This window comes from Paenibacillus sp. BR1-192 (genome assembly GCF_029542445.1).
GTDB classification, from domain to species: Bacteria; Bacillota; Bacilli; order Paenibacillales; family Paenibacillaceae; genus Paenibacillus_AQ; species Paenibacillus_AQ lautus_A.
Map to the genome: position 1 here is coordinate 7,167,705 of NZ_CP120718.1, position 22,670 is coordinate 7,190,374.

16 protein-coding genes and 3 pseudogenes are annotated in these 22,670 nt (G+C 53.0%); all 19 read left to right on the plus strand.

The genetic code is table 11. From position 1 onward, the window contains the following. Nucleotides 1-37 precede the first annotated feature (37 nt). The 19 genes and pseudogenes from P0X86_RS32920 to nadA all read left to right on the plus strand — a co-directional run bounded on the left by P0X86_RS32920 (nucleotide 38) and on the right by nadA (nucleotide 22,653). Complete coding sequence (locus P0X86_RS32920) at nucleotides 38-268, plus strand: anti-sigma-F factor Fin family protein (RefSeq protein WP_009591947.1); 231 nt, start codon at nucleotides 38-40, stop codon at nucleotides 266-268. 185 nt (nucleotides 269-453) lie between these two features. After that, the gene (mfd, locus tag P0X86_RS32925) at nucleotides 454-3,981 is read left to right on the plus strand and encodes a transcription-repair coupling factor (RefSeq protein WP_213581012.1); all 3,528 of its coding nucleotides are present in this window, start codon (nucleotides 454-456) and stop codon (nucleotides 3,979-3,981) included. After that, complete coding sequence (locus P0X86_RS32930; protein ID WP_192570144.1) at nucleotides 3,965-5,050, plus strand: peptidylprolyl isomerase; 1,086 nt, start codon at nucleotides 3,965-3,967, stop codon at nucleotides 5,048-5,050. The genes mfd and P0X86_RS32930 overlap by 17 nt, the downstream gene beginning before the upstream one ends. Before the next feature lie 322 nt (nucleotides 5,051-5,372). Next, nucleotides 5,373-5,915 (plus strand): stage V sporulation protein T, encoded by a 543-nt coding sequence (gene spoVT / locus P0X86_RS32935; RefSeq protein WP_009591908.1) that lies wholly within the window; start codon nucleotides 5,373-5,375, stop codon nucleotides 5,913-5,915. 198 nt (nucleotides 5,916-6,113) lie between these two features. Then, the gene (locus tag P0X86_RS32940) at nucleotides 6,114-7,793 is read left to right on the plus strand and encodes a putative polysaccharide biosynthesis protein (RefSeq protein ID WP_277747442.1); all 1,680 of its coding nucleotides are present in this window, start codon (nucleotides 6,114-6,116) and stop codon (nucleotides 7,791-7,793) included. A 94-nt stretch (nucleotides 7,794-7,887) separates the two neighbouring features. Beyond that, on the plus strand, nucleotides 7,888-9,405 hold the full coding sequence (yabN, locus tag P0X86_RS32945; protein ID WP_277747443.1) for a bifunctional methyltransferase/pyrophosphohydrolase YabN: 1,518 nt from the start codon (nucleotides 7,888-7,890) through the stop codon (nucleotides 9,403-9,405). Nucleotides 9,406-9,571: 166 nt separating this feature from the next. Continuing rightward, the gene (locus tag P0X86_RS32950) at nucleotides 9,572-9,844 is read left to right on the plus strand and encodes an HU family DNA-binding protein (protein ID WP_009591918.1); all 273 of its coding nucleotides are present in this window, start codon (nucleotides 9,572-9,574) and stop codon (nucleotides 9,842-9,844) included. Further along, nucleotides 9,844-10,122 carry an RNA-binding S4 domain-containing protein gene (locus tag P0X86_RS32955; RefSeq protein WP_009591909.1) on the plus strand — a complete coding sequence of 93 codons (279 nt, stop codon included), beginning with the start codon at nucleotides 9,844-9,846 and terminating at the stop codon, nucleotides 10,120-10,122. The genes P0X86_RS32950 and P0X86_RS32955 overlap by 1 nt, the downstream gene beginning before the upstream one ends. 219 nt (nucleotides 10,123-10,341) lie before the next feature. Further along, nucleotides 10,342-10,623, plus strand: a complete 282-nt coding sequence (yabP, locus tag P0X86_RS32960; RefSeq protein WP_009591926.1) for a sporulation protein YabP — start codon at nucleotides 10,342-10,344, stop codon at nucleotides 10,621-10,623. Then, nucleotides 10,620-11,189 (plus strand): spore cortex biosynthesis protein YabQ, encoded by a 570-nt coding sequence (gene yabQ, locus P0X86_RS32965; protein WP_192570141.1) that lies wholly within the window; start codon nucleotides 10,620-10,622, stop codon nucleotides 11,187-11,189. Before yabP ends, yabQ begins: the two co-directional genes overlap by 4 nt. 11 nt (nucleotides 11,190-11,200) lie before the next feature. Next, nucleotides 11,201-11,551 (plus strand): FtsB family cell division protein, encoded by a 351-nt coding sequence (locus P0X86_RS32970; protein WP_009591911.1) that lies wholly within the window; start codon nucleotides 11,201-11,203, stop codon nucleotides 11,549-11,551. Nucleotides 11,552-11,665: 114 nt separating this feature from the next. Further along, nucleotides 11,666-12,154 (plus strand): S1 domain-containing RNA-binding protein, encoded by a 489-nt coding sequence (locus P0X86_RS32975; protein WP_009591896.1) that lies wholly within the window; start codon nucleotides 11,666-11,668, stop codon nucleotides 12,152-12,154. Nucleotides 12,155-12,498: 344 nt separating this feature from the next. Continuing rightward, nucleotides 12,499-15,010: pseudogene (gene spoIIE, locus P0X86_RS32980) on the plus strand (stage II sporulation protein E). Between the two features lie 165 nt (nucleotides 15,011-15,175). Then, nucleotides 15,176-15,916, plus strand: a complete 741-nt coding sequence (locus P0X86_RS32985) for a vWA domain-containing protein (RefSeq protein ID WP_009591933.1) — start codon at nucleotides 15,176-15,178, stop codon at nucleotides 15,914-15,916. Further along, on the plus strand, nucleotides 15,900-16,820 hold the full coding sequence (locus P0X86_RS32990) for a serine/threonine protein kinase (protein WP_277747444.1): 921 nt from the start codon (nucleotides 15,900-15,902) through the stop codon (nucleotides 16,818-16,820). Before P0X86_RS32985 ends, P0X86_RS32990 begins: the two co-directional genes overlap by 17 nt. Nucleotides 16,821-17,279: 459 nt before the next feature. Then, a pseudogene (tilS, locus tag P0X86_RS33380) lies at nucleotides 17,280-18,709 on the plus strand (tRNA lysidine(34) synthetase TilS). A 68-nt stretch (nucleotides 18,710-18,777) separates the two neighbouring features. Further along, nucleotides 18,778-19,317 (plus strand): hypoxanthine phosphoribosyltransferase, encoded by a 540-nt coding sequence (gene hpt, locus P0X86_RS33005; RefSeq protein WP_012818323.1) that lies wholly within the window; start codon nucleotides 18,778-18,780, stop codon nucleotides 19,315-19,317. A 99-nt stretch (nucleotides 19,318-19,416) separates the two neighbouring features. Further along, nucleotides 19,417-21,486, plus strand: a complete 2,070-nt coding sequence (gene ftsH / locus P0X86_RS33010; protein ID WP_090914320.1) for an ATP-dependent zinc metalloprotease FtsH — start codon at nucleotides 19,417-19,419, stop codon at nucleotides 21,484-21,486. Nucleotides 21,487-21,715: 229 nt separating this feature from the next. Further along, nucleotides 21,716-22,653 (plus strand): annotated as a pseudogene (nadA, locus tag P0X86_RS33015) (quinolinate synthase NadA). The last annotated feature ends 17 nt before the right edge of the window (nucleotides 22,654-22,670 follow it).

Below are 22,670 nucleotides of genomic sequence, written 5' to 3' on the forward strand. Positions count from 1 at the left end.
ATACTGAAGGTAATATACGACCTTCAGGAGGCACATGATGGCGATAACCTATGTTTGCAGACATTGTCGAGCGTTCCAGGGCCGCATCGATTCCCATGATGTATCCGAAGCCCGTCTCGGATTTGATTCCTTGACCCCTGAGGAACGCAGGGATATAATAGCGTATGATTTTAACGGAGAAGTGATGGTTCGGGTAACCTGCGATCATTGCAGGGAAGCGCTCGAGGCCCATCCGGAACTCAGCCTTTTGGCAAACCCCCTGCAATGAGAGTATAATGGGGTACACGACGTTTTTTCGTAGATGACATACAGCGGCAGAGCCTGCCGCTGCTTTAGCCTTGGCAGTTTTGCTCAAGGCTTCTTTTCGGTTATAATTTTTCGGCAATCGTCTAAAATTCCATGAGAAATAGAGTCTAGGAAATTCATTTCTTTTGCATAAGAGAGGTGCCCCTTTTGTTACAAGCACTTATTGATGTATTTTCGAAGGATTCGGACTTCAAATCCATAACGTCTGGCGTTCATGCCGGCATGAGGGAGCAATTGATCTCCGGTCTTTCCGGGTCGTCCAGGCAGATCTTAATGGCTGCCCTGCACCAGGACCAGCAGCGCCCGCTGCTCGTGGTCACTCATAATATGTTTTCAGCCCAGAAAATCGCAGATGATTTACAGGAAGCGCTGTCATCGGATCAAGTGCTGTTATACCCTGCGAATGAACTGGTGGCGGCGGAGTCGGCCGTTTCAAGCCCCGAGACTCTGGCGCAGCGGATCGATGTGCTCGTCCGTTGTGCAAGAGGATTCCGGGGTATTGTCGTTGCGCCATTTTCCGGCGTGCGCCGCCTTCTCCCCGCTCCCGAGGTGATGTCCGATGCCCGAATCGTGCTTCACGACGGCGGGACCCTCGTGTTGGACGCCTTCCTCAACCGGATGATCGAGATGGGGTACGAACGCGTGGAACGGGTAGAGCGCCGCGGCGAGATGAGCGTCCGCGGGGGGATCATCGACTTCTACCCGATGACAACGGCCATGGCGTACCGCGTCGAGCTGTTTGATGAGGATATCGACTCGATCCGAACCTTTGATCCGACGGATCAGCGCTCCATCGACAAGGTCCGGGAGGTTATGATCACACCGTGCAAGGAAATCATTGCGGATGCGGAGCGGCTCAGCCGCACGGCGGATACGGTGGTCCGCCTGCTGGAGGCGCAGCTTGAACGCATGAGCGACCGTCAGGCCAAGCTCCGCCTGCGGGATGAAATACACCGGGAAGTCGAAATGCTGCGCGAGCGGATCTACTTTCCTGAAATCTATAAATATATCTCCTTGTTGTATCCGGAGAAGACCAATTTGTACGATTACATGCCGAAGGATACGATTCTGATCATGGATGAGCCTGCCCGTCTGCTGGAAACAGCCAAGCAGTTGGAGCGGGATGAAGCGGAATGGAATTTGCATCTGATGCAAAACGGCAAATCGCTGCCGGATCTGCCGTTGTCCCTGGATACGGAGGAGCTGATTTATCAGCATCCTTACCAGAGTCTGATGATCTCCATCTTCCTGCGCCAGGTGCCGAGAATGCAGCCGCAGAATATCGTCAATGTCATTACGCGCGGCATGCAGGATTTCCATGGCCAGATGAACGTGCTCAAGGCCGAGATGGAACGCTGGAAGAAGTCAGGCGTCCAGGTCATGATGCTTGCCGGCGATGCGGAGCGGATGGACCGGATGCGGCGGGTTCTGCAGGACTACGGCATCGAAGAACCGGTTATGCTGGAAGGCCATCTCCAGAACGGCTTCGAGATGCCCTCGGTTCACGCGGCCATTATTACGGAGAGCGAGATGTTCTCCTCAAAGCAGCGAAAAACACGCAAAACCACGAAGAATATGGACAACGCCGAGCGCATCAAGAGTTATACGGAGCTCAAGGTCGGCGATTATGTAGTGCATCAAAACCACGGCATCGGGAAATATATGGGGATCGGGACGCTCGAAATCAACGGAATCCATAAGGACTACATGCATATTCTCTATGCTGGGGGCGATAAGCTGTCCGTTCCGATCGAACAGATCGATCTCATCCAGAAATATGTAGGTTCCGAGGATAAGGAGCCGAAGGTTTACAAGCTGGGCGGAAATGAATGGACGCGGGTCAAGAACAAGGTTCGTTCCTCCGTTCAGGATATCGCCGACGATCTGATCAAGCTGTATGCCGAGCGTCAGTCTGCGCCGGGGTACGGATTTGAGAAGGATACGTCCGAGCAGCAGGAATTCGAGGACATGTTCCCTTATGATGAAACCCCCGATCAGCTTCGGGCCATTACCGAAATCAAAAAAGACATGGAGCAGAACCGGCCGATGGACCGGCTCTTATGCGGTGACGTCGGTTACGGGAAAACGGAAGTGGCGGTTCGCGCTGCATTCAAGGCGGCGATCGAAGGCAAGCAGGTTGCGGTGCTGGTACCGACCACGATTCTAGCCCAGCAGCATTACGAGACGTTCCGGGAGCGCTTCGCCAATTACCCGATCAATATCCAGGTGTTGAGCCGTTTCCGCAGCCGGAAGGAACAGAATGAGACGATCAAAAAAGTGAAGCAGGGCTCGGTCGATATTCTGATCGGCACGCACCGACTCCTGTCCCAGGATATTGTGTTCAAGGACCTGGGGCTGCTGATCGTGGATGAGGAGCAGCGCTTTGGCGTTACGCATAAGGAAAAATTGAAAAAGCTGAAGACCAATGTCGACGTGCTGACGCTGACGGCAACGCCGATTCCGCGCACGCTGCATATGTCGATGCTCGGCGTTCGGGACTTGTCCGTGATCGAGACGCCGCCGGAGAACCGTTTTCCGGTGCAGACGTATGTCGTGGAGCATAGCCAGACTTTGGTGCGGGAAGCCATTGAACGGGAGCTGGCCCGAGGTGGCCAGGTATACTATCTCTACAATCGGGTTCAAGGGATCCAAGAGATGGCAGCCCAGATATCGATGCTGGTGCCGGAGGCCCGCGTAGGCGTAGGGCATGGCCAAATGTCGGAAACGGAGCTGGAGAAGACCATTCTCGATTTCCTGGACGGCGAATACGACGTATTGGTGAGCACAAGCATTATCGAGACGGGTGTCGACATTCCGAATGTCAACACGCTTATCGTGCACGACGCCGACAAAATGGGCCTCTCCCAGCTGTACCAGCTGCGTGGGCGCGTCGGACGTTCCAACCGGATCGCGTATGCCTATTTCACGTACCAGCGGGATAAGGTGCTGACCGAAGTAGCCGAGAAGCGGCTGCAGTCGATTAAAGAGTTTACGGAGCTGGGCTCCGGATTCAAGATTGCAATGCGGGACTTGTCGATCCGCGGAGCGGGCAACTTGCTCGGGGCGGAGCAGCATGGCTTCATCGCTTCGGTCGGGTTTGACCTGTATTCACAGATGCTGGCAGAGGAGATTCAGAAACGCAAAGTCAGCATGCTGGGCGAGCCGTCATTGCCGTCGAAGGACTGGAACACGTCCATCGATTTGGGGATTGACGCTTACCTGCCGTCCGATTACATCTATGACAGCATTCAGAAGATCGAAATTTATAAAAAAGTGGCCGTCGTTTCCTCGATCGACGAATCGGCTGAGCTTGAGGACGAGCTGCTTGACCGCTTTGGCGAGCTGCCGCTGGCGGTAAGCAACCTGCTTGCCGTATCCCGTTTGAAGGTATATGGCCGTACGTACGGGATCGATTCCATTACCCAGCGCGGGGACGACGTTCTGCTGCAGTTTTATGAAGGGCAGGATAAAGCGGTGGACACCGCAGGGCTTGCGCAAATTGGAAATCAGTTCGAAAGACGTGTACAATTTGAACAAGGGCCGGCGATGGCCATTCGAATCAAAGGCAAGGGACTATCCGATCAACAACTGTTAGAATTGCTTGAGCAATTCCTGGAGGCTGCAAAAGGGCCATTCAACCTGAAGGGAGAACTACAAAATGCCGTCAAGAAATAATAAGGCATGGAAGACGTTTATTGTATCGATCACAGCTGTACTATCCATGTCGATGATCGCTGCGTGCGGAAACGACAAGACTAAAGGTGCCGAAGAAGATAACAGCAAAGTCATTGTCAAATATAAGGGTGGAGAAATTACCGAGAAGGAATTTGACCTGGAACAGCGCATGATTCAGTTCATGTCCCCGGAATATGCCCAATTTTTGCAAATGGATGAATTTAAGGAGTATTTGGCGAAACAGGGGGTAGCGTATGAGTACCTGTACGCCAAAGCTGACGATAAAGCCAAGGAAGCTGCCGAGAAGCAAACGGATGATTTGTTAAAGCAGCAAAAAGCCGGAATGGGCGAGGAACAGTTTAAATCCGCCCTGGAATCCCAAAAATTGACGGAGGACGACCTGAAGAATTATATGCTTCGCGTCATGACCGTCATGGAGCATGAGAAGAATCAGGTAACCGAAGAGGATATCAAGAAGGAATTCGATGCGAACAAGAAGGACTATACCAACATTAGCGTTCGTCATGTCCTGATTGCTTTTCAAGATGCCGAAGGCAAGGAGAGACCGGAGGGCGAGGCGCTCAAAATTGCCAAGGAAGTACAGTCCAAGCTGAATAAAGGGGAGGATTTTGCTGCTTTGGCGAAGGAATATTCCCAGGACCCGGGCTCCAAGGACAGCGGAGGCCTGTATGAGAACAAGCCGGCAGGCAGCTGGGTGCCTCAATTTAAGGAAAAGGCCTTAACGCTGGAACTGAACAAAATCAGCGATCCGGTAGAAACCGATTACGGCTACCATGTCATGAAAGTGGAGAAGCGCGAGGAAGTGACGTATGACAAGCTTCCAGCCGATCAGAAGGAAGGCATTCGTAGCGAACTGGCTTCGGCGAAGATCGACAACTTTATGCAGAATGAACTCAACAACCTGATTGAGAGCATGAACCTTCCGAAGAGCGAGAATGCGGACAAGCCTGCCGAAGGCACGGGCGACCAGAAGACGGACGGCACGACCGACAAACCGGCAGAGGGCGACCAAACACCGGATGCAGGCAAGGAAGATACGGGTAAATAAACCCGTGGCCCGGCATCGGCACAAGGATATTGTGCTGCGAGGCCAAATCGACGGCCAGCGTGATGATGAAATGGCGTGATCCTTTGAATCCATAACGTGCGATGCGCGCGTTATGGATTTTTTCTCCCCCCGGGCGGTGAAGTCGCTCCTGACGAGATTTATTTTTGGATTTCGCAACCAACAGAGGGTAGATGATGTATAAGGAATTGGGAATGGATGAATACTATGGTCAGACATTAACTCTTATATACCTGGGGACATCCTCTTCCCGAATGGAACAGTAGTTGAAAAATCTTCTTATGAAAGTGGGGCAACAAGTGACATGAAAGCTACTGGTATCGTCCGCCGTATTGATGACCTCGGGCGCGTGGTCATTCCAAAAGAAATTAGACGCACACTGCGGATTCGCGAAGGCGACCCGCTCGAAATCTTCGTGGACCGGGATGGCGAAGTCATTCTGAAGAAATATTCACCGATCGGTGAATTGGGCGATTTTGCGAAGGAATATGCAGAGTCCCTTTATGAGAGTACAGGCCACATCACGATCATATCGGACCGTGATACGTTTATCGCCGTTGCAGGCGGCTCCAAGAAGGAGTATTTGGACAAGCCGATCGGCAACCTTCTTGAAAACTGCATGGAAAATCGCAAGACGGTACTGGAAAGCAACAACGGTACGTATGAGATCAGCAAAGACAATCCGGAAGCGTTGTCCGCTTTTGTCGCCGCGCCTATCATTGCAGGAGGAGACCCGATTGGCAGCGTCGTGCTGCTGAACAAGGACGAATCCGTGAACATGGGCGAGATGGAAGTGAAAATGGCTGAAACTGCCGCAGGTTTCCTCGGCAAGCAAATGGAACAGTAGACGAGGACATCGTTCCTTGGATGGAGACTCCCGCTGAACGTTGATCACAGGGTCAATCGGCAGCCGGGAGTTTTTGTTTGTCCGGTCGATTTTTGTGCCACTCTCCCACCCTTGGTTATAATGGAGGTACGCATGGCAGCGTCTGCATGAGGATCGGCTTGCGATGCGAAAGAAGAGACTAGGGGATTGGAAGAGGATATGAAACCAGATCAAACCGGGGCAAGGCTGCTGCAGGGAGCGTTTATCCTCAGCGCAGCCGCCATTCTGTCCAAGCTGATTGGCACGCTGCAAAAAATACCGCTGCAAAACATGGGCGGCGATGCCGTCTTTGGCATCTACAACACGGTTTATCCGTTCTATATGATGATCATTACGATCGCGGCGATCGGCTTTCCCGCGGCCGTATCCAAGTATGTGGCAGAGTATGAGGCGGAAGGGCGCACGCGGGACGGTCATCGGCTGTTGCGCTTGTCCTCCGCCGCGTTGGTGCTGTTCGGTCTGATCCTCGGTTTCCTGATGTACGCCTGCGCTCCGTGGATCGGGAAGTGGATCGGCAGCAGCCAGGTAATACCGGCTCTCCGCGCAGGAGCTTTGGCTCTTGCCTTCGTGCCCTGGATGTCGGTACTGCGCGGTTACTTTCAGGGGCTGCATAATATGGTGCCGACGGCCATCTCCCAGATTACGGAGCAGATGGTCCGCGTCGGGGTCATGATCGTGCTGCTGCTCTACCTGATCCGTGTCGGCGCCGATGCCGACGTGATTGCGGCGGGGGCGCTGCTTGGATCTGCTGCCGGCGGTGCCGCTGGGCTTTTGGTGATGGGGATCTACTGGCGCAAGCATATCCGGGCATCTCGGAGCGCTTCGCGGGGAGCAGCAAGGCACGAATTCGGAGAGTCCGGTATGAACAAAACGGAGATGCGTGCCGATGTAACTAAAGAGGGAGCAGGTGTTCTGCTTGGCCGCCTGCTCGCTTATGGCATCCCGGTCTGCCTCAGTCTGCTGGCGGTTCCGCTGATCGGACTGGTGGACACCTTCACCGTGCCCCGGCTATTGGCGTCCGGCGGACTTGGCGAATCGCTGGCCATGGCGGAGTTTGGGGTCTATAACCGCGGCCTGCCGCTGGTCCAGCTGGTTACGATGCTGGCCGCTTCCTTGTCGGTGCTGTTCATCCCTGCGTTGGCGGAAGCCAAGTTCAAGGGAGAATCGGACCGGGTCGCAAGCCAAAGCCGCATGGCCCTTCGCTGGTTCTGGCTGATCGGCATGACGGCCTCCGTAGGCCTGGCTGTGCTCGCTGAGCCGATCAATATCATGCTGTATGAGGATGCCGCAGGTACGGGCACGATGCAGGTGATTGCCTTTACAGCGGCCGGGGGGACGCTGAGCACGATTACGGCAGCGCTGCTCCAGGGCATCGGCATGGTCAAGGGGCCGGCGATTCACCTGCTGGCTGCGGCAGGTCTGAAACTGCTGCTCAACCTGCTGCTGGTGCCGCAGTTCGGCATTACCGGCGCGGCCATCGCCGGCGTGGCTGCGCATCTGACCGCCGCCGCGCTCAACCTCGCGCTGCTCTCGCGAAGGGCCGGCGCCCGTCTTGACGCCGGCGGGATGCTCGCGAGGACGCTGCCGGTCCTCGCTGCGGTGGCGCTGGCCGCATGGGGCGCAGGTGCCGCGTCCGGCGGCCTTCTGGGGGCGGCCGGCGTAGCTCCGGGTCGCCTGACCCACGCGGTCGCGAGCCTGAGCGGCGTCGCGGCCGGCTGCGGCGCCTTCCTCATCGGCGCCGCGCTCACGAAGCTCCTCACCGAGGAGGAGCTCCGGATGCTGCCGAAGGTCGGGAGACCGCTGGCGGCCTTCTTGCGGGCCCTGCGCGTGCTGCGCTGAACCGGGCAGACGTGCAGATGTTTGATCTTCTGTGATATAGTAGTGTACGATAACGACGTCGACAAAGGCGGACGAAGACGAAAGGAAGTAGCTTATGAGTGCATCCATTACGGTGGTCGGCTTGGGTTCTGGCAATCCGGATCGATTGACGATAGGCATCATCAAAACCATGCAGCGGGCATCGAAGGTGTATGTGCGCACATTATCCCATCCCGTCATGGCTGCGTTGAAAGAGTTCCAGGTTCAGCCGGAATCGTTTGACCATGTGTATGAAGCGCATGACACCTTTCCCGAGGTGTACGAATCCATTGCGGCCGCTCTAATCAATTTGGCCAAAGCCGCGAAGGACGACGAGCGCGAGATCGTCTACGCGGTACCCGGGCATCCGATGGTAGCGGAGGCAACGGTCCGGCTATTGCGCGAGCGCTGCCCCGGAGAGAATGTGACGCTTACGGTGCTCGGCGGCGAGAGCTTTCTGGACGAGGCCTTCGTCCGCCTTGGTTTCGATCCCATTGAGGGCTTCCAGCTGCTCGATGCCGCTGAGCTTCGGGCAAGCGTCATCCAGCCGCAGCTGCATACCCTGATCGGCCAGGTGTATGACATGTTTACGGCTTCGGAAGTGAAACTGGCGCTGATGGAGCTGTATCCGGACGATTATCCGGTCATTGTCGGCCATGCGCTGGGCGTTGAGGGCGAGGAAGCGATCCAGCAAGTGCCGCTCTTCGAGCTCGATCGCATCGACGGCTACGGCAATTTGTCGCTGATCTATGTACCCCGAAGCGATGACAGCAATCTGAGGCAGCGGACGTTTGCGAGGCTTCATGAGATCGTTGGCATTCTCCGCAGTCCCGAAGGCTGTCCGTGGGACCGTGAGCAGACCCACGAATCCATCCGCAAAAATCTGATCGAAGAAACCTACGAGGTATTGGAGACGATTGACGAGGATGACCCCGAACATATGCAGGAGGAACTCGGCGACCTGCTCCTGCAGATTATGCTGCATTCCCAGATGGAAGAAGAGCTGGGCACCTTCACGGTGTACGACGTCATTCAAGCCCTGAATGACAAGCTGATCTTCCGTCACCCGCATGTTTTTGGCGAGAGCAGCGCCAAAGACGCGGAATCCGCCCTGCAGAACTGGGAGCAGATGAAGGCGGAAGAGAAACGGCGCAAGGGGCTCTCCCCGGAGAAGGCTTCGGCGCTGGACGGCATCCCGCGGGACCTTCCCGCCTTGATGAAGGCGTACAAGCTCCAGAAGAAGGCGTCCAAGGTGGGCTTCGATTGGGATAACATCGACGGCGTATTCCAGAAGATTGAGGAAGAGCTCGGTGAACTGCGACAAGCGGTGACGGAGGGTCAATCCGACGAGGAAACGGCGCTCGAGCTCGGTGACCTGTTGTTCGCGGTTTCCAATGCGGCAAGATTCATCGGCGCGGATCCGGAAGAGGCGCTTTCGAGAACGAACCGGAAGTTTATCCGTCGCTTCAGCTACATAGAGGAGCAGCTTGCCGCCCAGGGCAAAACCCTGCAGGAAAGCACCTTGGACGAGATGGAAGCCCTGTGGCAGTCCGCCAAAACGGGATCGGCGCATCACGGCGGTATCGAAGAGTGAAAAAACGCATCTTTTCACGTAAAAAATAAAAAAATAGGGATATGCGGCAGGAATTCCGCAAGGCATCCAGAATAATCATTAATGGTGAAATCTTGCAGAGTGCAAGGCGGTATAACCGAATAACCGTAAATCTTATATTTTTCTGATAATTGGGAGGATTTAATTCATGAACAAAACAGATCTGATCAACAACATTTCCGGTAAAAGTGGATTGACTAAAAAAGACGTAGAGAACGTCCTGAACGGCTTCCTTGGCGAAATCACGGAAGCTTTGGCTAATGGCGATAAAGTTCAATTGATCGGCTTCGGTACATTCGAAACTCGCAAGCGCGCTGGACGCACAGGCCGCAACCCGCAAACAGGCAACACGATCGAAATTCCAGAATCCAACGTTCCTGCGTTCAAGGCAGGCAACAAGCTTAAAGAAGCTGTAAAATAATGCGCGTCGATAAATTCCTGAAAGTATCGAGGTTAATCAAGCGGCGTACCGTAGCGAAAGATGTATCGGATCAAGGCCGGGTGCTGATCAACGGCCGCGAGGCCAAGCCGAGCAGCACGGTTAAAGTGGGCGATGAGATCACCGTCCAGTTTGGCCAGAAGCTGGTGACCGTCCGGGTCGAGCGTCTTACCGAGACAACCCGTAAAGATGAGGCGACCAGCCTCTATACCTTGGTCAAGGAAGAACCGATCGTTAAAGATCGCGGATTGGACTGGTAAACAGCCCGAGCCGTTCCATGAAACGTCCCTCTCACCATAAGGTGGGGGGGACGTTTCTGTTTTCATCCTGGCGTGTATATATGTACGGGAGATCCGGGCTCCCGTTCGTTTATGTAGCATCCCGGCTGCTTTCCGATCTTTCATGAAGGTGTGCGCCGCTTCCGGTTCTAAAGACAGGCACCTCCCCATAAGCTATTGTTAAAAGGAGGGGTACATGCCATGATCGACCAAGGGAAGGGCAAGTTTCATGATCTGCGGATGCAGAACCGGAAGCTGCTGGACATTACGGGTGTCCAAAACGTGGAGAGCTTTGACAGCGAAGAATTCCTGCTTCAGACCGAGCTTGGGCATCTGACCATTCGGGGGCAAAATTTACATATTAAAAATCTCAGCCTGGAAGAGGGGCTTTTGTCGATTGAAGGTCAGGTGCACTCCCTGATATATTTGAATCCCGGTTCGCAGACCAAGAACAAGAGTCTGCTGGGCAAGCTGTTTAAATGAATCCCAGCGTACAATGGATCACGCTGCTCTGGATGCTCTTCTCCGGAGCAGCGATGGGAGTCGCCTTCGACAGCTACCGGGTGCTGGCAGGGCAGCTCCGTTTCCCGCAATGGTCCAAGCATGCCCTGGACTTCCTTTACTGGATTGCGGCAGCCTTCTTCATTTTTCGCATGTTATACATGACCAATGACGGGCAGCTACGCTTTTATGTGTTTGTGGGGCTATTTATAGGGGTTTGGATCTATTTTTTATTATGGAGTGTCATAACCCAGCGTTTTGTGGTAATGTTAATTCAAGTGACAAAAGGCTTGCTGTCCTTTTTGTACAAGCTGTTCCGTATGCTATTATGGAATCCGATCAAAGGAATCCTGATGCTGGGCTTAGGGCTGTTAAGGTTTCTATGGAAGTTTCTCCTGTCGCTGTTGCGTTTAATCCTTAAATGCCTCATGCCTTTTTGGCGACTCCTGAAATGGACGCTGAGACCGATCACGTCCAGGGTCAGGCTGCCGGCATGGAGCAGGCAATTAGCGGACAAGGTTATCAAGGCGTGGAAGCGCTGGTTTTAGGAGGTATGGTCATGGGAAGATTTGCTGATCCATCGAAGCAGGCTCCCCAACAAACCAAGACAAAGAACAAAGGCGCCCGCCGGCGTAAGAGAATGTTTGTGGCGATGATGGCGCTGTTTTTGATCTGGGCAGGATCAACGCTCTGGTCCCAGAATGACCGCATCCGTAATCAGAACGAAGCGCTAGCTCAGAAGCAAGAGGATTATAAGTCCGTTGAACAGTCGCTCATCCAGATTACTCACGAAGTGGAGCGATTGAAGGACCCAGAATATATCGGGCAGATTGCCCGCAAGAAGTTCGGATTGTATCTGCCGAATGAAACGCCGATCATTCAGCCCCAAAATTCGGGCGAATCGCCGTAATTAGGCATGACAGACGTCTGTTGACCTTGTTTAGGTCATTATCGTATAATCAAATCACCGCAGCGCGATTTCTAAATCGGACTGTATATTTTTAAGGGAGGATCATTTTATTCTATGGCAATTGAAGTGGGCACCAAGTTAGAGGGCAAGGTGACAGGCATAACGCATTTTGGAGCATTTGTGGATCTGTCAGGAGGTGTCACGGGTCTCGTTCACATCTCGGAAATCGCCGACAACTACGTTAAGGATGTCAACGATCATTTGAAGATCAACGATGTCGTTACCGTGAAGGTGATTAATGTCGACAAGGACGGCAAGATCGGTCTTTCGATCAAGCAGGCTGTCGACAAGCCGGCTTCCGAAAGTCGTCCACCCCGCGCACCGAGACCGGAACGCAGTGGAGGCGGCGGAGAACGATTCGGAGGTGGCGGTGGAGGAGGATTCAACCGCGAACGCGGCGGACGCCCGTTTAAGCCTGCGGCCAACAAGCCTTCATTTGAGGATAAAATGTCACGCTTCCTGAAAGACAGTGAAGAACGAATCTCTTCGCTCAAGAAGAATACGGAAGGCAAACGCGGCGGACGCGGAGCCAAACGTATGTAATTCGATAAAATATAAACTGACCGCAGAGGGAAATTGCCTTCTGCGGTTTTTTTGTCGTTGCATCCAAGGGTACGACAGGTTCCTACGCATTTTACGGCGCCAATCTGCGGAATGAACGAGGGTGGCCGCCTCAATTCGGGAAATGGTCCGCCCGAACGCCCCAGGCTAGACCTGCGGAAACCCGGCTGGGCGCGGGGGATGAGCGGTCGTTTCCCGAACGTTCGCAGGGCACGTTGATTTTGTCGGAAATTTCTTTGGGGCTTGTCCGGTGTTCTGACAAACTTTCCGAAACGGGGGTTTTATAATGGGACCAACAAATTCGTGAAGAATGGGGTGCCAGCGTAATGGATAAAAGAAATCTGGTGATGTTTCCGGGTACTGAGGCAGTTAAAGGGGGAGCGGGTTCCATTCGTGCCCGCGTGGCGGAACGGTTAGGGCAGCTGCCTTTCCTGCAGCGTCCCATCCACTTCCTGGCCGCAAAGAAGTGGATGATCCTGCTAACCTTCATGGGTTTTCTGCTCGGACGAGCTATGATTTTGGGGGAACTTTCTCCATTTGCCGTCGCCTATTTCGCAGTCATCGCCTTTATGCGACGCGATGTTTTGCTGCCGGTAGGCGCAGCGATCGTTGCAGGAAGTTTATTTGCTTCCTTTCCGGTGGCATGGATGGTGCCGGCAGAGATTTTGATCTTTTATTTTATGATGCGGGGATTGGAGACGTATGATCGGGCGGAATTGTCTTATGCACCTTTGATGGTATTTGTCTCCACCTTCTTTGTGAACCTGTTCAGCGTCCTCATCGGACCAAGCATTACCTGGTACTCCATGATGATGCTCACCTTGAATGCCGTACTCAGTTTCGTATTGACGCTGGTCTTTATCCAGGCGATTCCGGTGCTGACGCTTCGTAAAAAAACGCATGTTCTTCGTAATGAAGAAATTCTATGCATCATCATTCTGCTGGCGTCGGTCATGACAGGTGCCGTCGGCTGGACCGTTCAATCCCTGTCGGTGGAGCATGTCTTATCCCGGTATCTGATTCTGCTGTTTGCGTTGGTAGGGGGTGCGCCGCTGGGCGCCTCGGTTGGCGTAGTGACGGGCCTGATCCTCAGTTTGGCCAATATATCGGCCTTCTCGCAGATGAGCCTGCTCGCCTTTTCCGGGATGCTCGCCGGTATGCTGAAGGAAGGGAAGAAGGGCGGCGTTTCGCTGGGCATGCTGCTCGGGGCAACCATTCTTTCCATCTATTTCAGCAATCCCGGAGAAGTCATGATCTCCACATGGGAAACCTGCGCGGCCATCGTGCTGTTCCTCATTACACCGAAAAGCGTGATGCAGGCCATCGGCAGATATGTGCCGGGGACGCAGGATCATACCCGTTCTCAGCATGAGTATGCCAAGCGGGTCCGGGACCTCACAGCCGATCGCGTGACCCAATTCTCCAAGGTGTTCCGCCAGCTCTCGCAAAGTTTCGGACAAACGTCAGGGGTCATACAGCCTCCAGGCAAACAGGCGGAGGAGATGAATCATTTCATGAATGCCGTGGCGGAAGGAAAGCTGCGCCACCTGCTATAAACGGAATCAGTGCTGGGACATGAAATTCTACCAGACTTATAAATATATGACCGATATGATGACCTCGATCGAGGAGAATCCCGAGATGGAAGCAGACGATCTGCCGCCGGAGTGGAGCCGGATCTGCGCCAAGAAGGAGGAGGTGCTCGGCATCCTGAAGCAGCAGTATCATCTTTACCAACATGATATGCAGTGGAAACGCCAAATATACGATAGCCGCCATCTGGTAGCGGAACAATTATCGGGCGTGTCGCAGGTCATGGAGGATTTGGCTCGAGAGATTAAACGGGAAAGCCAGACGATGCACATTCAGGAGGAGCAGATCAGGGAAGCGCTGCAGCAGTTGGGGTTATCGATTCAAGGCATCGATATTATTAGCCTGGATTCGGGTCAGGTCGAGATTGAGATCGTTCATGCATATACCCGCGGATACGACGAATGCAGGAAGATTATTGGGCCGCTGCTGTCCGACATTCTCGGGGAGCATATCGCCGTGATGGAAGAAACCCTGACCCATCCAAAGGACGGATTGGCGACGGTGCGTTTCGGTTCGGCCAAAACATTTGAAATTATGACGGGCGTAGCGGCAGCGGCCAAGGGAGGAGATATTTTATCAGGGGATAGTTTCAGTACGGTTGAGCTGGGCAACGGCACGTTTGCGGTAGCGCTCAGCGATGGAATGGGGAACGGGGAAAGGGCAAGGCTCGAGAGCAGCTCGGCCCTGAATATATTAGAGCAGCTGCTTCAATCCGGCATGGATGAGAAGCTGGCGATTAAATCGGTCAACTCGATTCTGATGCTGCGTTCGCCGGATGAAATCTATGCCACGGTCGATATGGCTCTCATCGATCAATACACGGCTCAGACCACTTTTATGAAGATCGGCTCGACGCCAAGCTTTATCAAAAGGGGGAATGATGTCATACCGGTCTCGGCCAGCAATCTTCCCATCGGCATTATCCAGGATATCGAGGTGGATTTGGTATCCCTGCAGTTGCAGGCGGGCGATGTTCTCATTATGATGACGGACGGCATTTATGATGCGCCGGGTTACGCGGTGAACAAGGAGTTATGGATGAAACGAATGATCCAGGAAGTGAACAGTGAAGACCCGCAGGAAATAGCCGATTGTCTGCTTGAGAAGGTGATCCGCTATCAACAGAATCAAATCCATGATGATATGACGGTGGTGGTCGGGCGCGTGGATCACTTCCATCCGGAATGGTCGAATGTGCATGTTCCGGGATTTGCCCGCATGGAGCGGCCTCGAACGGTTAGCTGAGGATTTACAATATAACAAAGCGATTACCCGGGAAATGGAGGCCCGGAGCCGATCAATTCTTTTCCGTCTATTCTTCCTGATTGTCGTTTGAACTCTCTTGAATGTGGAAATGATAGAGATAGAAATCCAATCGATAGGATGGATCAGACGGGAGGCAATTTGATTATGAAACAAATCTTGCTGATTACAGACGGGTGTTCGAATGTCGGTGCCAGTCCGGTTCTGGCCGCGGCGCATGCGCTGCAGGATGGTATTGTCGTCAACGTGGTGGGGGTCCTTGATTACGGGACGATCGGTGAACTTGGGGGATTGGAAATACAGGAGATAGCCAAAGCGGGAGGAGGCATACACCGGATCGTGGGTACCCCGCAGCTTGCGCAGACGATGCAGATGATGACTCGGAAAACGGTGGTTCAGACGATCCAACAAGCGGTAAATAAGGAGATACAGCATATTTTGGGAGGCGGGACCCTGGAGGAACTTCCGCCGGACAAGCGTTCGCAAGTCGTCGAAGTGGTGGATGAGCTGGCCGAGACGTCATCCCTTCAGGTTGCGCTGTTAATCGATGCAAGCGCAAGCATGAAGCCTAAGCTGGCAGCCGTTGAGGAAGCGATACGCGACCTGATGCTGAGCTTGAAAGCGCGCGCAGGCTCAAGCGAATTGTCGGTATTCCACTTTCCCGGAAAACATAGCGGCGAGGATATCGTCATGGACGTGGATTGGACCTCGGATCTTGACGGTGCCCGCGGCATGTTCAGCAGGTTGCAGATGAAGGGGGCGACGCCGACAGGACCTGCCTTGTTAAAGGTGATTGAATTTTACCGATATGGTACACTAGAAGGTAATCAATCATGGCAGGGTCGTTCCAGCCAAGAGGAAGGGATGCTCGGTGACTACGTTGTCTAACCCGGGTTATCCGCCAGGAACCGTAATTAAGGGCAAATGGCGGAACAGCCGGTACATCGTGGAACGTATGCTCGGTAAAGGGGCTAACGGCAAGGTGTATCTGGTCCACCGGGCAGGAGTGCGCGAGCGTTATGCTTTAAAAGTAGGCTATGACGCTCTGGATCTACAATCCGAAATTAATGTGCTGAATGCGCTCAAAGAACAAATGACGGACCCTTACCTCGTGGAGGCGGACGATCATCATGACGGCAGCGGCGAAGTGTCCTTCTATGTCATGCGTTACATCGAGGGGAGCCCGCTGCATCATTTTATTCGCAAACGCGGCACCGAGTGGGTCGGCCTGATCGGGCTGAAGCTGCTTGAGAAGCTGTCCGTTCTGCATGCATCCGGTTATGCGTTCGGAGATTTGAAGCCGAATAATGTGATGGTTTCGGCCTATGGAAGGGTGGATCTGATCGATTACGGCGGCGTCAGCTCCTTCGGGCGCAGCGTAAAGCAGTTTACGGAATGGTACGACCGGGGATACTGGAATGCCGGGAGCCGGACATGCGACGTATCCTATGATTTGTTCTCGTTTGCCGTGATGTGCATCGGCCTGCTGGATGAGAAGTCGCTTAAGGAGGCGTCTTGTCAGCTTCCCCAAACCCGGAGCGTTGCCGACCTGCAGCTGGTGCTGCGAAGAAACCCCGTATTCAAGCCGTACGCCGTCTGGCTGAACAAGGCATTGTCGGGAGAATTCGCGGATTCACGGGAAGCGCTGAACGAGTGGAGAAAACGGATATATGAAGGCTCGAGCCGAGGCGGGCGACCCGTTCCGGGACGTACGCCGCGCTGGCTAAGGAATGCGTTTGGGTTGTCCTTGGTCATTATGGCCTGCGCCGTTTATTTCTTCTTCCGCTCATGAGTAGTTGCCTTGTTACTGGAAGTTCATAAAGGTGCGAGTTCAAAAAGGTCGGTTTTCAGCACCGAGAAGGTTATGCTCCCGATGTGCGTTTTTTCAAAACGCTTCAGTTGAATGAAACTAGGGACGTCAGGAGTGGAGCTAAACGTTTTCGCAGAAAACGCCTTCGAAAGCATCTGCTGTTTTTGGTACGTGAGCACCTGAAATGTTTCCGCAGGAAACATACTTCGAAAGCATCTGCTTAGGCCCGGCTGAATTCAAGATTCGATGCCGAGTGGCTTCCGGATTCACTTCGTGTTAGATATAGAATTTATGAGTTATCAGTGGAACTGGTGAAATTCTATATCGCAAGAAAACCTACCTATGCATCGCGGTCGCTCATCCTTGAAGTGGCCTCTATCTCGATAAGGGTTTTCTTATCAAAAGCGGACTTTTTGAACAACCTCTAAAGGGGATCTGGAAGTGAAACAGGATTATTTACGAACATTCGTCCAACATATCGAGCGTACCGCCGCAGAGTTTGATTTGTGGTCGGAAGGCGACGGTATCGTGGTTGCCGTTTCCGGCGGACCGGATTCCGTTGCGCTTCTTCACGTTCTGCATGAAATCTCAAAGAACCGTACGCCGCTCCGATTGATCTGCGCTCATGTGCATCATGGTTTTCGAAAAGAGTCGGATCAGGAGGCGGAGATGGTGCGCGAGCTGGCGGAGTCGCTCGGACTTCCATTGGAAACGGCGTTCATCGATATTCCCGCTTATATGGAAGAGAGCGGCAAGGGTGGACAGGAGGCGGCAAGAGAGAAGCGTTACGAATTTCTGCTGCAAACGGCCCGGAAACACAATGCGCGCTCCGTGGCTCTGGCTCATCATGCCGACGATCAAGCCGAGACGGTATTCATGAGGCTACTGCGCGGAAGCGGTTTGTCGGGCCTGGGCGGCATCAAATTTAAGCGCACGGAAAAAAAGTGGAACTTATCCGCCCGTTCCTTCGTATGTACAAGGCGGATATCGTGGAGCTGTGCCGCGTATGCGGATTCCAGTATGCGGTGGATCACAGCAATCTGCAGACGAAGTACCGCCGTAATGCGATTCGCCTGGAAGTATTTCCTTTTTTGGAGCGATACAACGGGCAGTTCTCCTCCTCACTCAATCAGCTGGCCGAAATTGTCCAGCAGGAGGATGATTTTGTGGAGCTTGAAGCTGCGAAGCAATTTCGGAGTTTGGTACAGGAGAACGATGGGAGGCTCGCTTTCGACGCGCCTTCCTTTTTGGGCTTACATGTCGCTTTACAACGGCGTTTGATTAAACTAATATTAAATTACCTGCCCTCAGATCAGGAAAACACCGATTTTGTCAAGATTGAAACGGTGCGCCACGGCATTCTTAACGATCAGCGAAGCAACTGGCGTCTGGATCTGGGTGACGGCATTACCTGTGTTCGTGAGTACGGAGTGATCCAGTTTTGGCCTAAACCTCCGGAAGAACAGGGACAGTACATATACATTCTTGATTCTCCTGATGCGTCAGAGCTTTATGTTAAGGAAATCGGAAAAATGCTGACATTGTCGTTAAAGACAGGAAGCGAAAGCCGGAGCGGCTCCAGACCATCGGCCTTTGTGGCGGATTTTGATGCGGATGAGCTGCAGTTTCCTTTAACCGTGCGCAACAGACAGCCGGGAGACAAGATGAAGATCATGGGATTAAACGGAAGCAAAAAGGTGAAAGATATTCTCATTGATGAGAAAATCCCGCCGTCTGTCCGTGCCCGGATTCCTATTCTTTGTGACGGTTCCGGCAGCATCGTATGGATTCCAGGTGTACGACGTTCCGTTCACGCCGCTTGCGGGCGGCACACATCGCGAGTTCTCCGAATGGAGCTGTCGGATGTTTAAGGCAAGTGTAAAACGAAGAATGGCCCGTTTCACGCTTTCATAGTATAAACGTAGGAGGTCCACTTAAGTTGCAGAATGACATTCAGGAAATACTCATCAGTGAAGAAGAGATTCGCGCAAAAATTAAGGAACTCGGTTCCAAGCTCAGCGCCGAATATGAGGGACGCAATCCGCTCGTTATTTGCGTTCTTAAAGGTGCGTTTATTTTTATGGCCGACTTGGTTAAATCCATATCAGTACCTCTGGAGCTTGATTTCATGGCTGTATCCAGCTATGGAGCATCAACCAAATCCTCTGGCGTGGTCAAGATCATTAAAGATCTGGACGCTTCCGTTGAAGGAAGGGATGTTCTGATTGTGGAGGATATTATCGACAGCGGTCTTACGCTCAGCCATTTGATTGAGCTTCTTAAGAGCCGCAAGGCAAACTCGGTGCGTGTTGTCACCCTGTTCGACAAGCCGGCACGCCGTACGGTGGATTTGCAGGCTGATTATACCGGATTCGTGCTGCCGGATGCTTTTGTTGTCGGATACGGGCTCGATTACGCCGAGCATTACCGGAACCTCCCCTACATCGGGATTCTGAAACCGGAAATCTACAGCAGTTAAACCGCGCCAATGGGCTGCTGCCACAGATCGGGGGCCTTTGTTGAGATGGCCAGACAGGCTGTGGTAAAATATCTTATGTGTCTTGAGAGGAGGTAGGGGATGAGTCGGTTCATCCGGAATTCTGGTTTTTATTTGATTCTATTTTTAGTCGTGGTGGGCATAGTACAATTCGTCACCAATGGCGGCGAGCAAGCCGATGCCCCTAGTTATAATCAACTGCGGCAGGAAGTCAAAGCTAACAACATAGAGGAAATGACGGTACAATTTGACGGTTACGCTTATCTGGTGACCGGTAAGTATAGGGAGATATCCGAAGAGAAAAAATCGGAGAATTTCTCGACCTATATTCCTGCCACGGATGCAGCGATGCAAGAGCTGACTGCAGCCAGTGATAGCAACAATGTCAAACTGTCCGTGGTGCCAATGGAAGGCCAAAGCATTTGGCTGACATTGCTTTCATCCTTTATTCCGCTCATCATTATGTTTGTTCTGTTCTTCTTCCTGTTCAATCAGGCTCAGGGCGGCGGCGGCAAAGTGATGAACTTTGGTAAGAGCAAAGCCCGCTTATATAATGAAGAGAAGAAACGGATTACATTTGAAGATGTAGCCGGAGCAGATGAAGAGAAGCAGGAGCTTGTCGAGGTTGTTGACTTCTTGAAGGATCCGCGCAAATTTAACACGGTTGGCGCTCGCATTCCGAAGGGCGTCCTGCTTGTCGGTCCTCCGGGAACCGGTAAGACGCTCCTTGCACGCGCCGTTGCCGGCGAAGCGGGAGTGCCGTTCTTCAGTATTTCCGGTTCCGACTTCGTAGAGATGTTTGTCGGCGTCGGTGCTTCTCGCGTACGCGACTTGTTCGAAAACGCGAAGAAGAATGCACCATGTATCATCTTCATTGATGAGATTGATGCTGTAGGTCGTCAGCGCGGCGCCGGTCTCGGCGGCGGTCATGACGAGCGCGAGCAGACGCTCAACCAATTGCTGGTTGAGATGGACGGTTTCGGAGCGAACGAAGGCATTATCATCGTCGCTGCGACCAACCGACCGGATATTTTGGACCCGGCGCTTCTTCGCCCGGGACGTTTTGACCGTCAGATTACCGTCGATCGCCCGGATGTGAAGGGCCGTGAAGCCGTACTGAAGGTTCATGCACGCAACAAACCGTTGACGAAGGATGTCAAGCTCGACATCATCGCCAAACGTACAACCGGTTTTACGGGCGCCGATCTGGAGAACCTCCTGAACGAGGCTGCCTTGCTTGCGGCTCGCCGCAACCGTAAAGATATCTCCATGCGAGAAGTGGATGAAGCGATTGACCGCGTTATCGTGGGTACCGAGAAGCGCAGCCGCGTGATCAGCGACCGCGAGAAACGCATCGTAGCTTACCATGAAGCCGGTCATACCATTGTGGGTTACTTCCTTGAGCATGCGGATACGGTGCACAAGGTAACGATTATTCCTCGCGGCCGTGCCGGCGGATATGTCATCATGATGCCGAAGGAAGATCGGATGCTCGTAACGAAGCAGGAATTGCTGGACCGCGTAACCGGTTTGCTTGGCGGCCGTGTCGCCGAGGAGCTGTTCATCGGCGAAATCGGAACCGGAGCCTACAGCGACTTCCAGCAAGCAACGGGCATCATCCGCAGCATGATTGTTGAATACGGTATGAGCGAGAAGCTCGGACCGATGCAGTTCGGTACATCCCAAGGACAAGTGTTCCTGGGACGTGATATCGGACACGAGCAGAACTATAGTGATGCAATCGCTTATGAAATCGATCAGGAAATGCAGCGGTTCATTAACGAATGTTATGAGAAGTGTAGAGAGCTTCTGACCAAGCATTCCAAAGAGGTTCATCTGATTGCCAACACGCTTCTGGAGAAGGAAACACTGGAGCTTGAGCAAATCAAGAACCTCATTGAGACCGGATCGGCTGAAGGCGATGGCAGTGGCGAAGGTGAAGGTTCCTCGGAGAACGGCGAACCGATCATCGACAACATTGGCGACGTGAAAGTTCGCATCCAAGGGAAAGAAGACGGCGGGCAGCCGACTTCCACGGAAGAAATTCCGAACAACCCGATGGATTCGAATGATCCAGCACCGGAAACCAAAGATTCCGAACGCAAGGATCCTCCAGGCGGATCGGACAACGGTAACAGCAGATTAACGTAATATTCGTTGATAAAACATCGAATACCGAATAAAAAAGAAGAACCGGAGAACGATAATTCGTTTTCCGGTTCTTTTTGTGCTTTCTATCACATTGACAGGGGACAGAACGAACGTGTACATTAGTTGTTAAATAAGGATGCGCTTCCTTTCACAAAGGTGGAAACCATCCTGAAAGTCACATGGTCATCAGCGGCGAACAGCCGGACTACATAAAGGGAGAGGGTCGATCATGGAAGCTTTGGCACTGGAGCGCAAGGCAGAACAGAACCGTGAACTGCGTGAGCGGTTAATGCAGTTGAAGAAGGAACGCAATGCAATTATTTTGGCTCATTATTATCAACGGGACGAAATTCAGGAGGTTGCTGATTTCCGGGGGATTCCTTCTTGCTCGCGCAGAAGGCGGCACAAACCGACGCCGAGGTCATCGTATTCTGCGGCGTGCATTTTATGGGCGAGAGCGCCAAAATCCTGGCACCAAACAAAACGGTTCTCATTCCGGATGAACGGGCCGGCTGTCCTATGGCCGATATGGTGAACGTGGACGGACTGCGGAAATTGAAAGCGCAGCATCCGAATGCGAAGGTGGTTACGTACATCAATTCATCCGCTGAAATCAAGGCCGAAACGGATATCTGCTGCACTTCCTCCAACGCCGTGAAAGTGATTCAGTCGGTGGATTCGGACGAAATTATATGGGTTCCCGATAAGAACCTGGGGCATTATGTTCAGCAGCATACCGACAAGAAACTCATTATTTGGGAAGGATACTGCAACACGCATGACATGCTGACCGTTAAGGATGTCGTCGAGATGAGGGCCAAATATCCTCAGGCTGAATTTGTGGTGCATCCGGAATGCCGTCCGGAGGTTGTTGCCATGGGTGACTTTGTGGGAAGCACAACCGCCATTCTGGAATATTGCAAACAGTCATCGGCCAAGGAGTTTATCGTGGGAACTGAGGACGGTACCGGTTATCAGCTTCGATTGGATAGCCCGGATAAATCGTTCCACTTCGCGACGAAATTCCTGGTATGTCCGAATATGAAAGTGAATAATCTCAAAAAGCTGGTGAGAGCACTTGAAACGATGAAGCCGCAGATCTATGTGCCGCCGGTCGTTGCAGAGAAAGCCAGAACTTCATTAGAGCGCATGTTACAGGTTAAGTAGCATGCGCTACTCTTTCG

What these genes read in the sequence shown, in the direction of transcription:
- P0X86_RS32920 (WP_009591947.1), top strand. Translation starts at nt 38, where the DNA reads ATGGCGATAACCTATGTTTGCAGACATTGTCGAGCGTTCCAGGGCCGC.
- P0X86_RS32930 (WP_192570144.1), top strand. Translation starts at nt 3,965, where the DNA reads ATGCCGTCAAGAAATAATAAGGCATGGAAGACGTTTATTGTATCGATC.
- spoVT (WP_009591908.1), top strand. Translation starts at nt 5,373, where the DNA reads ATGAAAGCTACTGGTATCGTCCGCCGTATTGATGACCTCGGGCGCGTG.
- P0X86_RS32940 (WP_277747442.1), top strand. Translation starts at nt 6,114, where the DNA reads ATGAAACCAGATCAAACCGGGGCAAGGCTGCTGCAGGGAGCGTTTATC.
- yabN (WP_277747443.1), top strand. Translation starts at nt 7,888, where the DNA reads ATGAGTGCATCCATTACGGTGGTCGGCTTGGGTTCTGGCAATCCGGAT.
- P0X86_RS32950 (WP_009591918.1), top strand. Translation starts at nt 9,572, where the DNA reads ATGAACAAAACAGATCTGATCAACAACATTTCCGGTAAAAGTGGATTG.
- P0X86_RS32955 (WP_009591909.1), top strand. Translation starts at nt 9,844, where the DNA reads ATGCGCGTCGATAAATTCCTGAAAGTATCGAGGTTAATCAAGCGGCGT.
- yabP (WP_009591926.1), top strand. Translation starts at nt 10,342, where the DNA reads ATGATCGACCAAGGGAAGGGCAAGTTTCATGATCTGCGGATGCAGAAC.
- yabQ (WP_192570141.1), top strand. Translation starts at nt 10,620, where the DNA reads ATGAATCCCAGCGTACAATGGATCACGCTGCTCTGGATGCTCTTCTCC.
- P0X86_RS32970 (WP_009591911.1), top strand. Translation starts at nt 11,201, where the DNA reads ATGGGAAGATTTGCTGATCCATCGAAGCAGGCTCCCCAACAAACCAAG.
- P0X86_RS32975 (WP_009591896.1), top strand. Translation starts at nt 11,666, where the DNA reads ATGGCAATTGAAGTGGGCACCAAGTTAGAGGGCAAGGTGACAGGCATA.
- P0X86_RS32985 (WP_009591933.1), top strand. Translation starts at nt 15,176, where the DNA reads ATGAAACAAATCTTGCTGATTACAGACGGGTGTTCGAATGTCGGTGCC.
- ftsH (WP_090914320.1), top strand. Translation starts at nt 19,417, where the DNA reads ATGAGTCGGTTCATCCGGAATTCTGGTTTTTATTTGATTCTATTTTTA.